The 14,479-nt window shown below is 35.3% G+C and carries 14 protein-coding genes; 7 read left to right on the forward strand and 7 right to left on the reverse strand.

The features are described 5' to 3' along the window. Positions 1-79 precede the first annotated feature (79 nt). Positions 80-673, reverse strand: coding sequence for a hypothetical protein (locus GJU32_RS17060; RefSeq protein WP_155593131.1), 594 nt, complete (start codon positions 671-673; stop codon positions 80-82). A 106-nt stretch (positions 674-779) separates the two neighbouring features. Then, a complete protein-coding gene (locus GJU32_RS17065) occupies positions 780-2,654 on the reverse strand; it encodes a leucine-rich repeat domain-containing protein (RefSeq protein WP_155593132.1) in 1,875 nt (624 codons plus the stop codon). A 176-nt stretch (positions 2,655-2,830) separates the two neighbouring features. Between GJU32_RS17065 and GJU32_RS17070 the strand changes: the two genes are divergently transcribed. Beyond that, positions 2,831-3,808, forward strand: a complete 978-nt coding sequence (locus GJU32_RS17070; protein ID WP_155593133.1) for a tRNA dihydrouridine synthase — start codon at positions 2,831-2,833, stop codon at positions 3,806-3,808. Between the two features lie 118 nt (positions 3,809-3,926). Here the strand turns inward: GJU32_RS17070 and GJU32_RS17075 are convergent, their stop codons facing one another. Then, on the reverse strand, positions 3,927-4,715 hold the full coding sequence (locus GJU32_RS17075) for an MBL fold metallo-hydrolase (protein ID WP_155593134.1): 789 nt from the start codon (positions 4,713-4,715) through the stop codon (positions 3,927-3,929). 267 nt (positions 4,716-4,982) lie between these two features. On the opposite strand from GJU32_RS17075, the gene GJU32_RS17080 reads away from it, so the two are divergent. Further along, positions 4,983-6,173 (forward strand): MFS transporter, encoded by a 1,191-nt coding sequence (locus GJU32_RS17080; protein WP_155593135.1) that lies wholly within the window; start codon positions 4,983-4,985, stop codon positions 6,171-6,173. Positions 6,174-6,375: 202 nt separating this feature from the next. Here the strand turns inward: GJU32_RS17080 and GJU32_RS17085 are convergent, their stop codons facing one another. Beyond that, the gene (locus tag GJU32_RS17085) at positions 6,376-7,629 is read right to left on the reverse strand and encodes a DUF445 domain-containing protein (protein ID WP_155593136.1); all 1,254 of its coding nucleotides are present in this window, start codon (positions 7,627-7,629) and stop codon (positions 6,376-6,378) included. A gap of 264 nt (positions 7,630-7,893) precedes the next feature. Next, complete coding sequence (locus tag GJU32_RS17090; RefSeq protein WP_155593137.1) at positions 7,894-8,520, reverse strand: hypothetical protein; 627 nt, start codon at positions 8,518-8,520, stop codon at positions 7,894-7,896. Positions 8,521-8,751: 231 nt separating this feature from the next. On the opposite strand from GJU32_RS17090, the gene GJU32_RS17095 reads away from it, so the two are divergent. From GJU32_RS17095 to hepT, 3 genes are all read left to right on the forward strand, one after another. After that, a complete protein-coding gene (locus GJU32_RS17095) occupies positions 8,752-9,840 on the forward strand; it encodes a LysM peptidoglycan-binding and 3D domain-containing protein (RefSeq protein ID WP_155593138.1) in 1,089 nt (362 codons plus the stop codon). 169 nt (positions 9,841-10,009) lie between these two features. Further along, a complete protein-coding gene (mntA, locus tag GJU32_RS17100; RefSeq protein WP_155593139.1) occupies positions 10,010-10,420 on the forward strand; it encodes a type VII toxin-antitoxin system MntA family adenylyltransferase antitoxin in 411 nt (136 codons plus the stop codon). Then, positions 10,413-10,826, forward strand: a complete 414-nt coding sequence (hepT, locus tag GJU32_RS17105) for a type VII toxin-antitoxin system HepT family RNase toxin (protein ID WP_155593186.1) — start codon at positions 10,413-10,415, stop codon at positions 10,824-10,826. Before mntA ends, hepT begins: the two co-directional genes overlap by 8 nt. A 338-nt stretch (positions 10,827-11,164) precedes the next feature. Here the strand turns inward: hepT and GJU32_RS17110 are convergent, their stop codons facing one another. After that, positions 11,165-11,443 carry a Fic family protein gene (locus tag GJU32_RS17110; RefSeq protein WP_230875079.1) on the reverse strand — a complete coding sequence of 93 codons (279 nt, stop codon included), beginning with the start codon at positions 11,441-11,443 and terminating at the stop codon, positions 11,165-11,167. 48 nt (positions 11,444-11,491) lie between these two features. Continuing rightward, positions 11,492-12,361, reverse strand: a complete 870-nt coding sequence (locus GJU32_RS17115) for a LysR substrate-binding domain-containing protein (protein ID WP_155593140.1) — start codon at positions 12,359-12,361, stop codon at positions 11,492-11,494. A 157-nt stretch (positions 12,362-12,518) separates the two neighbouring features. Between GJU32_RS17115 and GJU32_RS17120 the strand changes: the two genes are divergently transcribed. Beyond that, a complete protein-coding gene (locus GJU32_RS17120) occupies positions 12,519-13,118 on the forward strand; it encodes a nitroreductase family protein (RefSeq protein WP_155593141.1) in 600 nt (199 codons plus the stop codon). A gap of 133 nt (positions 13,119-13,251) precedes the next feature. Next, positions 13,252-14,196, forward strand: a complete 945-nt coding sequence (locus tag GJU32_RS17125; RefSeq protein WP_196426728.1) for a DMT family transporter — start codon at positions 13,252-13,254, stop codon at positions 14,194-14,196. Positions 14,197-14,479 lie beyond the last annotated feature (283 nt).

Raw genomic sequence — 14,479 nt, forward strand, 5'->3', positions numbered from 1 at the left:
ATGACTTTTTTGATTTCACTATGAAACTGTCTATGTATAATACAATTCTAACTAAAAGCTTACATACCAACCTGTTTGTTTACAACTTTGAGAAAGAATGTCGAATGACCCCAAGTATAGCTCCTATTGTTTGTCCTTTGAAAGCATCTGGAACAGCTTCACCTGAGGGGTTTGAGAAATAGTAGCTATCCATCTTCTCATTGTAGTAATATCCTATATTCGTTAGTGCGTGTTGTAAGTCAGTTGGCAATCCGACTAATCCGGTTTGTTCCATGAAATAATTTGTAGGAAAGACCTTCACATCAACATCTCTTGCCCCTGTATAGACTACAAATAAATCTTTTTCATGTTGCACAATCCACTGATCTTTTGAATATAAAGAAATTCTCGATCCCTCTAATGAGGATATCGCCTCTAAATTTACACCAAAAATATCATTTATTAATTTGCGAATGTCTGCACCTGTTATTTCTCTATTACCGTATTGTTGTAGTTGAAAATCTATTGCCTCTCTTCCTGTGAATGGTAACGTTCCTTCCATCTCTTTAGATAAAGTAGGCGTTTCATCTAAATTCACCTTAAAAATTAAATCAACAACATAACAAATTTCAGAACTACTAATTTTTTTTGCATAAGAATCTAAATGCTGATCCATCATTTCTGCCTTTTTCATCATTCAACCCTCCTCTAACAACTATAACACTACTAAGAAAGCAAGAGGTAGATTCTCTTGCCTCTTATATATTCATCAGCTTACAAGTTGTACCAAAGACAATTCCTCAATAAATCATAATTCCCTTGTCTAGAACCGACTTATTGTGCACCTGATTTCCTAAAATATATAGCTTTTTCAAATTGGGGAGACTCACTAAAGGCTCTACATTTGAAATAGCGTTGTTTTCCAAATGAAGCACCTCTATTTGTTGCCAATTTCCCAAGAAACTTAACGATTGGAGTGAACTGTCTTGCATAGTGAATGAACGCAAGGCTGAAAAACCAGCAAAGTAAGGCATGATCTTATCAACTTCATGCACCCAGTCACCATTATCTATTCGAAAGGATACATCATTCAACGTTAAATTTACCAGCCCGTCGTTCGCAAATGGTTGTTGACTATTTATTTGAAGCCTACATTCATTGCAATTTAACGTTCTAACATGCAGCAAATTAAATAATTCATTTGTTTCGTCATAAAATGCTGTTTCATTTAAATTTATTGTTTGCAAACTAGGCAGATTATTTAAAGATCGAATACCTGTAAAATCTCCATATTCCATTGCTGTAAGTTGTTCTAGCTGTGGGAATTTCAGTAAATCTTCTCCATTTAAATACGACTCCGACGTGCTTAAATACACAGTCAAAGATTTTAAAGCGGGTGCCTCTAACTTTGGTATGAAAAAACCTGTTAACTCCGCTTTTATTAGATTAGGTGCTACTATCGATGATTCACCGACATTATAATCAGTTATTGACAACTCAGTAAGTGAGCTTAAGCTGTTTACACTATCAATTGATTCTAATTTATATAGAGAAGATAAACGAAGCTTTGTCAAAGATGACTTATTTCTAAGCCGTTCTAAATTCGTAATATCCATATTTTCAAGGTCAAGAATTTGAAGGCTAGGCATGTTTTGAATAAAATCAAGTGTTTTTAAATTTCTTACCGATGAAAGCTTCAATTCTTGTAATTGACTAAGTGAATAGAACGCACTAAAATCTGTTGCTTCACTATAATCTAATGCTAATGATTCTAAACCCGTTAATGAAGACAACCATTTCACATCGTTGATAGTACTTAAAGACAATGATTTTAATGGCAGCTGATTCAGCAGATGAAAATCTGTAACTGTTTCCGTCACATAGGAAATTTCAAGAGATTGAAGATTGGGAAACTCTAATAATGATGCAAGTTCATTATTACTTCTAATTTGGGTAGAGAGCTCTACAACTTTAGTTTTATCGCTAAAATATTTGGCAATTTCACTAAACGGTTCATTAAAGCCACCTGTATAGCTTTTTAAGCCTTTCAGATGTCGGAAGCTTACATTCTCACTTTGGGAAATTTCATAGTCATTCATTAGCTTCAATACAGTCAGTCCAGTAAAAGCTTCAAAGTCTTTTTGTTGGATTTTTTGTGTATTTAATAACTTATCCATAATGATATAAGTAGAAATTTTAGCTTGCTTATTTGTAAATGGATCGTCCAAACTGTAATCAAAATGCCACTGCTCTTCAGAATAGTAGGCTGCCAAATACCGAACACTTGCGATTTCTTCTTTAGTCGGCATCACTTCACCTTTATCAAAAATATCTTTTAAAAAGAACAAAAGGACTTCGCTTTCAGGCATTGTTCGAACAGATATTTCTTCCTGGTTGCTGTGTTCTATTAGATTGCTACTCAAAAGAAAATATCCAAGGCAGACACAGATGATTATAAATGGGACAATCAGTAGCGCCTTAACATTTGCTTTTGAGCGTGTAGCTGGATTAGGAGAAGTTGTTCCATAATAATTATTAATCGTTTGGTCAACATAATAGACCTTATTCTCTTTCAACATTATTTCTGTTTCACAAAAAGGACATTTGAATGATTGTCCTTCTTTACGTTCAATTTTCCCATTACAATTCGGACAATTTAATTTAATAAATACCACTGGCAGTCCCCTTCCCAGCCCTATTTTCAATTAAGCTTAAAAATTAAGCTTAATTTTACTATATGATACGTTTCTTATGATATTTCGTTAGTCAAGTTAAGCCAATTAACTATGTAGAAGGAAAGTAATATGATATCTTTTTGCAAGATAGCATTTTGGAAAGAGGGTATTCATCAATGAATCAAAATAATTTCTGGCTTGATTTACCGCGGCCATTTTTCATTTTAGCACCCATGGAGGATGTGACGGATGTTGTATTCCGCCATGTCATTAGTGAGGCAGGCAGACCCGATGTATTTTTTACGGAATTCACTAATACGGCAAGCTATTGTCATACTGATGGCTTGGATAGTGTACGTAACCGCTTAGCTTTCACTGAAGATGAGCAGCCGATCGTTGCACATATTTGGGGAGACACTCCTGAACATTTCCGTCAAATGAGTATTGGTATGAAAGAAATGGGCTTTAAAGGAATCGATATTAATATGGGTTGCCCAGTCGACAATGTGGCAGAAAGAGGTAAAGGAGCCGGCTTAATTCTCCGTCCTGAATTAGCTTCAGAAATTATCCAAGCAGCTAAAGCAGGTGGTTTACCTGTTAGTGTAAAAACAAGACTTGGCTTTACAGATGTAGCGGAGTGGCGTGAGTGGCTCACTCATATTTTTAAACAGAATATCGCCAACCTATCTATTCATCTTCGTACACGAGACGAAATGAGCAAGGTTGCCGCGCATTGGGAATTAATCGCAGACATTAAAAAACTACGCGATGAAATTGCACCAGAAACATTACTGACGATCAACGGAGATATTCCTGATCGTCTAACAGGTTTAAAGCTTGCGGAGCAATATGGTATCGACGGTATAATGATTGGGCGAGGTGTGTTTACAAACCCGTTTGCCTTTGAAAAGGAACCGAGAGAGCATAGCGCCAAAGAATACCTTAACTTACTATACTTGCACCTCAACCTCCATGATCACTATTCCAAGGAATTTGAAGTGCGTTCATTTAAAGCATTGCAGCGTTTCTTTAAAATATATGTGCGCGGCTTCAAAGGGGCTAGTCAATTAAGAGTTCACTTAAAAAACGCAAAATCAACCGAAGAAGTCCGTGAATTACTAGCAGCGTATAGTGCCAACGAATTAACGGAATAAATCTTACTATAAGTTGCAACAAACAAGGAGACTGGATATAGCGGTTCTCCTTGTTGTTTGCTTTTACTTGTAATACCCCTCAAAAACTTTTCGACTACAGAATTTCTTTTGATGCTTCTTATTTGGCTATCTCTTTATTGTCAGTATGAATGCTTTTCATGCCCTCAAAAAATGGATATTCCCTACTTAAAGCTTGTTCTAACTCTCCATTATCATGAGGAAGCTGTGTTAAGTAATACTTTGAACAATTTATCCTTCTTTGAATTTCCTGTTGATTCTGTGTTGTTGAACCGTGTCCTGGTATGTGAGTCGTTATTTGATGCTTAAGCATAATATTTTCAGCTTTATTGATCGTATTTACATAGTCTTGATAACTGCTAAAGATGAACGGAAACTCAACATCTGACAAGTAATCTCCAGAAAGAAATAAACCATAAGGCTCGATCACTGTAAATAATCCATCATTCGTATGACCCGGTGCTTGATAAAATGTCATAGTTATCGAATCTAATTCTACTGTATGCCCATCCTCTGAAACAACAATATCTACCGTTGGATATACTGGTGAATAGCCTCTATGTAAATAATATCCTTGATCAAATTGTTTAATTTTTTGAATACATTTTTCTTTGTTTGGATTTTCATCAAATTGTTTAGATGCAATTACCTTAGCCTCTGGAAATGCTCCTGACCCAATAATATGATCAAAATCGCTATGTGTATAAATAATATATAGTTGCTTATCACCTTTAATGTTGTTTATGTAACCTTTAATTTCTTCAATTTCTGCAGGTAACCAATTAGGATCTGTCATTATTATTGCTTCATTTGTTTGAATGATTGCCGTGGTCGTCATATATAGTGCACTTTGAAAAACTATAATATTATTTTTTTTGAATTGAATCATCATGAACCTTCCTTTTCCCCATATTTTCAATACCTATCGAATAGATAACTTTTTAAAATAAATGCGCAAGCTTGTTGAACTAGATCTCTTCATTAAAAAGTTCGAGAGATATCGTAAAATTCCTTCTTTAGGAAAAAATGGATTTCATTTAGTTAACTTCTATTTGATTATGAGGGAGTTTTTCTCACAAAAATATTTTATGATATGATGTTTAGGTTGTGTTTCTACTATGTGACACAGTTACACTCATCCAAGAAAGAGGTATTTATGCACCACACAAAATTATCCAAGCAACATTGGTTACTCATCTTAACACTTACTTTATTAACTTTTGTTTTAGGGACAAGTGAATTTGTTATTGTCGGAATCTTAACTGATATTTCTTCAAGCCTTCATATGACGAATGCAAAAGCAGGCACACTCGTTTCTGCATTTGCAATTACATTTGCCATCGCCACACCACTAGTAATGTCCGCAACAAGTCATTTTCCAAAACGTAAATGGATGTTGTTTTTGATAGGATCTTTCATCGCCCTGAATGCTTTGTGCATCATTTCAACAAGCTACATCATGCTCCTTGTACTGCGGATTATGACAGCGATTGTAACAGGAGTATTAATCTCTCTAGCTATGATTGTTGCAAGTGAAACCATGCCAATTAACAAACGTGGACTTGCTATATCATTTGTTTTCGGTGGTTTCACACTTGCAAATGTCGTTGGGGTGCCAATTGGTGTTGTCATCGCCGAATGGTATGGCTGGAATGCCACTTTCATGTTAACCACTATCTTAGGTGGGGTGGCATTTTTGGCATCCTTTTTTGTCTTACCTACTAAACTCAGCCAAGTGCGTAGTTCGATACGGGATCAGATTTCTTTAATAATCCAGCCACGAATTTTGATGGCTTTCTTCATCCCTGCTCTTGGATTTGGCGCAACCTATGCGGTCTTTACGTACCTTGTTCCTATTTTGAAGGGAATGGGTGCGCCAAATAATTCTATTAGTTTCATCTTATTTGGCTACGGATTTATTTCGATTTTCAGTAACATCCTCGCCAGTAAAATTGCCAGTCACAATGCAATCGGTCGCCTTCGATTTGTTTTTCTTGTGCAAGCAATAGTACTGACAAGTTTATTTTGGACTACAAATCATTTTATTTTGGGATTGGCAAATATTGCATTAATGTCGTTAATGGCCATTCTCTTAACAACATCTACTCAGCTTTATTTAATAGATTTGGCCGAAATTTATCAACCAAATGCTAAAGGACTCGCTGCTTCACTTATGCCAGTAGCAAGTAACGTAGGCATCGCATTTGGTTCTGCATTAGGTGGTATTGTATATCATCAAGGGAATTTACTGAATGTAACATGGGTCGGCGGGATAGTTGCAGTCTGTGCCAGTCTGCTAACTTTTTTTAGTCATCTTTTAGACCAAAAACAAAAGCACTCAGCATAAAAATGACCGAAGCGTTCTATCTCGAAAACGGAACCTAAAAAAACCGTACTCGATAAAATAAATATGTGATTCATTTTGGTATATAAAATAAACCACCTTAAACGTGTAATTTCACCGTTTTAGGTGGTTCTTTTCGTTAACCGCACTTATTATTGATACGGTTCATGGATTTGCATTTAAATAAGGCCCTTACTAATTTATCCTATACAATAGTTTTCAAAATCGTTAAGATAATTCCTATGGCAAACCCACATATAGCTCCATTCACTCGTATCCATTGTAGATCCTTACCAATGTTATTTTCCATCATATTGATAAGCGTTTCGTTATCCAATTTTTCCAAATTTTCTTTAACAAGTACTCCTATTTTTGAATGGTTCTTATCAATGTAGTATAAAATTTGCTTTTGAATCCAATTTTCGATACTTTCCATTTTTTTAGGCGTTTCTAGTATGCTATTTATAAAGTTTTGAATAAATGAAATCACATACCTATCAATAAATTCTTCATCTTCGGCTAGAAGTATCAATTTTTTCTGAAGTTGTTTTAAAATCTCAGTAATTTGATCTACCGGACTCCAATTATTTACTAGTGTATTCTTCCAATTGTTTATCTCAACCATTAATTCTTCCTTATCTTGCATGCCTTCTAACTCTTCACGAATACGAGAAAGGATCAAATGCCTATATGGGTTATCATCTTTTTGTAAAAGAATAATTTTTTTAAGCATAAATGGTTGAAGCATATTCCCCAGCTTTTCTTCATTTATTAAATTGCGAAAAGAACTAATTGCCACCTTTAAAAAGCCATCTGCCTCTGTATTATCAAGTAATTGTTTGGCCATTATTCCTATGTTTCGCTTTATCTCTTCTTTTGCCATCCACTTTTCCAATTCAATCAAGATATAGTCCAAAGCTTTTTCATCTAATTTTTTGTTTAGTGCTTGGTTAATTATAGATTGAAGAAATTTTTCTACTTTTAAAGTATGAAGATATTCCTTTAACTCCATTTCAATAAACGGCGCTAGTTTTTCTAAATTTACAAAGCTGATTATCTCATTAAGAATGGGACTGATTCTTCTTTTCAAAGTTACTGAAGACAATTCTTTCTCAGCAATTTGTATGAGTTTATCTGCAAAACTAATTTGTTCGATTTTCTCTTTAATACTTTCTTTAGTCAGCCAATCTTTTTCAAGCATGGATATAAGAGCTGTAATCATTCTATCTCGGTTTTTTGGAAGCAATGCAGTATGTGGAATTGGGATACCCAATGGATGACGAAAAAGAGCTGTAACAGCAAACCAATCTGCCAGTCCACCAACAAGTCCTGCCTCAAATCCACCTTGTAATAATCGCCCCACAAAAGTTTCTTGAAAAGGAATCGTTATAAGAAAACCTGCACCCATAACTCCTAAAGAAATTTTCGCCAAATAATTTGATTTTTTTCCTTTATTCATCAATGTAACCAACCTCTTAAATTATTCTTTATATAGATTAGATTTAATCATATTTTAAATTTAGAGTTTACTTTTGTCGATTTTTTCCCCTTGTAATAAAACCCTTATTTGCTTATGATACGGTTCTCCATCACGTGGCCAAGCGTGGTTTTTATTTTATGAACATTTATTCAATAATTCCTAATAACATCGATGATGCTAAAATTTACTTGAATGGCACGGCACATAGGGGAATTTTTACTATTATCTTGAAATTTACTTTTATTAAGCTTCTAATGTTTTATAAACCTTTTTGACTCTTTTTAATTGTGGTGCTGTTAGGTATTTTTCTCTTTTTCGTAACACGTTCAATAATTGCTCTTTATTTTTATCTGTTACGGCTAATAGCGTACTTTCCGAGTGCTGAGGAATTTCCTTTGGTCTGCACTTCTCAAGGTGATGGAGTAATATTGGAAAAATCACATCATTGTTTTCCTTACTGACAGCTGCTAGCTTCGCAAGAGTTAGGACACCTTTATCAATTGTAATAACTGAACCAATTTTCATAGCACTTTTTAATATATTAAGATGAGCCATAATGGTTTCTGATGCTCCCTCGGCAATCGTTGCTAATGCCATCATTCCGCCCCAAACCAAACGATTATTAGGGCTTTTTAGCAACCCTATAAAAGTCAGGACATACTTACTTATGAGTTCTGGTTTAACTTGCCCAATTTCGTACGCTACTTTAATACAATCGTATTGAATCTTTTTATCTTTGCAAGTTAGATTTTCAATTATTTCTTCTATGCCCGTATAATTTTCTTCATTAACTAATTTATGTGCCAGCTCAATATTTGGCTCTTCATCGTTTCGACTTAGTTGAGAAGCTAACAGGTTCACAACTGACATAATTATCCCTCATTTATCAAATTTATTTTATGTTTAAAAATTATCACATTTAGCCCTTAACAAATCAGGTATCTTCATCACGGAAATAGTATCATTTAATGTTAGCAATATTATTGCAATATAAATGCCATAGACGAAATAAAATTAACACCTCCTTGTTCTTTTTCTCAGAAAAATCTATGTTACGATATTTTACATTAACAACTAAGAACACTCATGGAGGATTAATGAATGCTAAAAAAAATAATTTCAATTGTACCAGTTGCAATGCTTTCGGCAACTTTAGGTGCTAATGTTCAAGCTGCAACGATTACCGTACAAAAAGGAGATACCCTTTGGGATTTATCCCATACACATAATACATCTGTGGAAAATATCAAAACGTTGAATCATATAACTACTAACCTTATTCATCCTGGCGATGTCCTTAGCATTGCACAACAATATACCGTTAAGCAAGGTGATACTCTATGGGACATAGCCCTAAATCATCAAGTCACTGTTTCGCAAATTAAAGAATGGAACCAATTACATACGGACCTCATTCATCCAGGTTTAAATTTATCAATCATTGATGGTACGAAAACGAGTACGGTTGGAACTGACACACCAATAAAGCCTGAAGCTCATGCAGCAAAAGAAACTACAACTTCAGTAACAAATAATACAACTGCAATAGAGAGTATTCCTGAAGAAACTGTTTCATCAACAAGTAAAACAGCTTTAAAGGATAGTGCACCTGAAGCAACTGCTCCATCAACAAATAATACAGCTTCAAAGGAGAATGCATCTGAAGCAACTGCTCCATCAACAAGTAATACTACTTCAAAGGAGAATGCACCTGAAGCAACTGCTCCATCAACAAATAATACAGCTTCAAAGGAGAATGCATCTGAAGCAACTGCTCCATCAACAAGTAATACTACTTCAAAGGAGAATGCACCTGAAGCAACTGCTCCATCAACAAATAATACAGCTTCAAAGGAGAATGCACCTGAAGCAACTGCTCCATCAACAAATAATACAGCTTCAAAGGAACTTATAGTGGAAGCTTCAGCCTATACGGCTTCATGTGAGGGATGTTCCGGTGTTACTGCTACTGGAATTAATCTTAAAACAAACCCAAATGCGAAGGTCATCTCAGTTGACCCAACTGTAATTCCACTGGGTAGTAAAGTTTATGTGGAAGGCTATGGTGAAGCAATCGCAGGGGATACTGGCGGTGCCATTAAAGGAAATCGAATCGATGTCTTTTTCCCTTCTCAACAAGATGCAATTAATTTTGGCGTAAAACAATTAAAGATCACAATATTAGACTAACTTAACCAGCCTAATAAGCAAAAAAAGAACCAGATTAGGTTCTTTTTTGTTTTTATGCAGTCCTACAAAAAGGTTTGTTATCGTCTTGTTTATGGTAAGGTTCACCGTAATGGATTTAAGTGCGGTTTTTTCGTCTAACCTTTATAATAAAATAAAGGACGGTGATAGCATGTTAAATCGAGAAGTTGAACAGCAGTTAATACAAACAATTAATGAACAATTGAATCCTGCTTTCATTATTTTATTTGGCTCTTTTGCCAAAGGAACTGCTCGTCAAGATAGCGATATTGACCTTGCTTATTTTAGTGAGCAGCAGCTATCATCCTATGAACGTTTTACGCTTGCTGGAGACTTAGCAATACTCTCTGGCCGCGAAGTAGACCTTGTCGATATTAAACAAATTGATACCGTTTTCACAGTGCAAATTTTTTCTGAAGGTGTGCCATTTTATATAAAAAATGAAAACGAATTTACGCGTCAAAAAATGCGCGCATATAGTATGTATGCTACCTTGAATGAGCAACGTGCTCCAATTATAAATGCAATAAAAGAAAGAGGAAGTGTATTTGGCGATGAATGATGTCATTTTAAATAAAACGACAACGATTGAACGTTGTGTGAAGCGTATCCATGAGGTATATGAGGGTAATCCATACAATTTAAAGGATTTCACGAAGCAGGATAGCATCATTTTAAATATTCAACGAGCTTGCGAGGCGAGCATTGATTTAGCAATGCATATTGTCAGCGAACGTAAACTTGGCGTGCCAAAAGCTAGTCGTGAAGGGTTTAAACTATTGCAGGAAGCTGGCTTGATTGATGCTCCTTTAGCAAAAACCATGATGAATATGGTCGGTTTTCGTAACATTGCTGTACATGATTATCAGGCACTGGAGCTCGCTATTTTAGAAGCAATTTTAGAGAAGCATATTAATGATTTTAAGGAATTTACGAAGGTTATTTTTCAAGTAGACAATAATATATAATGGCTATCTTTCAAAGACGATATTATAGAAACCGTTCTGCAATATTTTCATCTGACACTAGTGACGGAAATATGCCTGATGGATTTCCTCAAAGTCCATGTATCTCCCCCTTTTACCCAAACAACTAGCAAACTGTTAAAGCGTTACGAGATTAAAAAAAAGACATATTCATTTTATCTGAATATGTCTAACTACTGATAAAAATCATACGATAAAACCTGACTTACTTATGATATGGTTCTACATAACATGGATAAGTGCATTTTCACACGGCACTCATAAATAAATCTAACGAAGCCTCAACTTCTTTCGCAACAAGCTCTACAAAGTCCCCATAATCATCTGTCGTATGTGCTTTGTCTAATGCATCGTAATACACCAATCGATTTTCTATTCGAAAAATAATGTGGATAGCCAAATTTCATTAACTCTAAATTTAATAACAATCTCGATGTACGACCATTTCCATCAATGAATGGGTGAATTCCAATAAAAATTGCATGTAACAACGCACCACGAACGATTGGGTGTAATGCTTGTGCTTTCCTACCGTTCCAACTTATTAAAGCATTCATTTGCTCTTGAATTTTGAAAGGTGTGCGCATCCATTTTAACATGTCGATGAATCGTTTAAATGATTGTAGAAGTAAATCAGGGCTCTACTTCTAAAATCGTTCTATAACTCTTTTCATGAAACCTTCAGCTGCTTTACTCAAATATTTGTCGTTACGATAGAAGATATCAAGTTCCCTCGTTGGTGCATTTTCAATGGGTATTGATCGAATACCTAGCGATTGGAAGTTTTCGATAAGTTGGCTAGGTTGAATAGTAGCACCAATGTCTTTTTGAACGAGTTGAAATAATGATGTAGCCGAGCCAGTTTCCATAACACTATTAATCGTTATTCCTTGTCTATCGCACCATTTATCGATTAGGTCACGACCACATTTCCCTTGAGGATACATAACAAGTGGTATATCTACCAACTCTTCTGGTTTGACGCTCTTCCTCTGAGATAAGTCATGATTTTCATTCACAAATAGACTGTACCTCTCCGTATAGAATGGAATACGCTCTAAATGAGAATTTGCTTCTACCTTTAAACCAATGCCAATATCAACTTCATTACCTAGCACTTTTGTTAAACTTTCTATTGTCGGAAATACTTGCACTTTCGTGTTGGGGAATTCCTTTCGAAAATCAATTAAAATCTCGGTTAAGCGATAATCAAGATCCGAAGGCAGTATTGCGATGCGCAAATGTCCCTTGTTTAAATCTATCAAATCAGAGATAGCTTTCTTGGCATTTTCTAAATCCTGATGAACTTTTAGAGCATAGTGCTCAAGTAACTCACCAGCTTCCGTTTTCACTGTTTTTTTGCCAATTCGATCGAATAATGGTGCCCCTATTTCCCCCTCTAGAACACGTATCTGCTGACTTAACGTCGGTTGAGAAATCCCCAATTTAAAAGCAGCTTCAGAAAAATGTAACTCCTTACACAGCATAAGGAAATAATTTAATTGTCTAATCTCCATATCAATCTCTCCTTTTCTATAGCCAAAACCTATTGTTTGTATAGAAAAAATAGTATTGAACTATTATATTTCAAATTTTACAATGAACGTATTAAAAAGGAAAGGAACTTAGGTAGGATACTGTGGTGAAAAATTATTAAAAAAGGAGTTTACAAATATGAAGAACAAATATATTGAATTGATGGAAAAGAGGCGTTCAATTTACGCCCTAGGAAAAAATGTAGAACAGACAGAAGAGATACTTCAAGACATTATTATGGAGGCAATAAAGCATAGTCCAACTGCTTTTAACTCACAAACTTCACGAGCAGTGATTTTATTTAACGAACATCATGATAAATTATGGGACCTAGTCGAAGAACAGTTACGCTCAATTGTTCCAGCAGAAAACTTTGCCCGAACAGAAGAAAAAATAGAATCTTTCCGTGCAGGCTTCGCTTCCATTTTATTTTTTGAAGACCAAGACGTCATCCAACAGTATCAAAATCAATTCTCTCTATACGCAGAACAGTTCCCTATCTGGTCTGAACAAGCAACCGGAATTGCGCAGCACTCTGTATGGATGGCACTAGCACAAGAAAGACTAGGTGCTTCCCTTCAACACTACAATCCACTTATCGATCAAAATGTGAAAGACGAATGGGGAATTCCTGATAATTGGAAATTAACTGCACAAATGCCATTCGGAAGTATCGAAGCAGTGCCAAGTGAAAAAGAATTTTTGGCAAATGAAGAGCGCTTTAAAGTGTTTCGCTAATATATCTACTAAAGGGAAACTTTAATCCGTGGTAGTTTTTTATCCCCCACCTAACTTTTTTGCCGACAGCTAAATTTTGAGGTGGGGGTGTTGCCCGATAATGCAGGATAAAAGGATTGGAGTCTTTGTAAAAATGTCTAAAAAAACAAAAGCTTATTTCGCAGCAACCATGTATGCACTCATCATCGGTTTTTCATTTATGTTCGTAAAACTGAGCCTTGTTGCAACATCACCTCTTGATACACTGGCACACCGCTTTTCTATAGCTTTTGTTATTGCTACTGCTATTATTGTCTTGAAAAAAATTCGCTTAAATGTAACAAAGAAGGACGTATGTAAGCTTCTTCCGTTAGCTTTAATTTATCCTACTTTGTTTTTCACATTTCAAACGTTCGGTCTAGTCTATGCTTCTTCTTCAGAAGCCGGTATTATTCTAGCTACTGTACCAATTTTCACTCTGATTTTAGCATCAGTATATTTGAAAGAACATACAGTACCATTACAAAAGGCCTCGGTGTTATTATCAGTCTCAGGTGTCATTTTCATTTTTGTTATGAATGGAGCAGATACAGGTTCACAAAATGTAAAAGGAATTTTCCTTATGTTACTGTCAGCCCTTACTGGTGCTTACAATACCGTTTTAGCACGTAAACTTGTGCAACATTACTCATTTTTTACGATAACTTACGTTATGACGCTCTTTGGCTTTATCTTTTTTAACATTGTAGCTATTGGAAACCATATGATATCGAAAACGATGCATCAATTCATCGAACCGTTCTCAAGCGGAACGTTTATCATCGCTATTGTTTACCTTGGAGCACTTTCATCTTTAGGAACTTCCTTTTTCTCCAATTATGCACTTTCGCAAATTGAAGCGTCAAAAATGAGTGTCTTTAATAATTTAGCTACATTAATTACGATTATTGCTGGCGTCCTTTTCTTAAACGAAACGATTCAATCCTATCATATTTTCGGTACAATCATTATTCTCCTAGGTGTTTTAGGATCAAACTATAACGCTAAGCAAAAAAGTGAAAGAGCCTATGCTATTCCTAGACAAGCAAATGAGGATTAACCAGAAGTTCGAAAATAGCGTACATTTACCAATGTAAGAAAAGCAAGCACCCTTAAAGTGCAAGATGATTTTTGGCAATTACGGCGTGCTTTGAACAAAGCATTATATACACTAGATACAATTTGGGAAGCTTAAATAACGACACAAAGCGAAAACTCACGAATCGTAATTGTTGTCGAGACAATCACCTTTGGAGTTTTCGCTTTGTGTTATCAGTCTATTAAATTTGAGCTTCCTTACACACTAGTGAACGTTGGTTTCACGTATATGCAACGGAACAACT

Source organism: Lysinibacillus cavernae (assembly GCF_009724685.1).
Classification (GTDB): domain Bacteria; phylum Bacillota; class Bacilli; order Bacillales_A; family Planococcaceae; genus Lysinibacillus; species Lysinibacillus cavernae.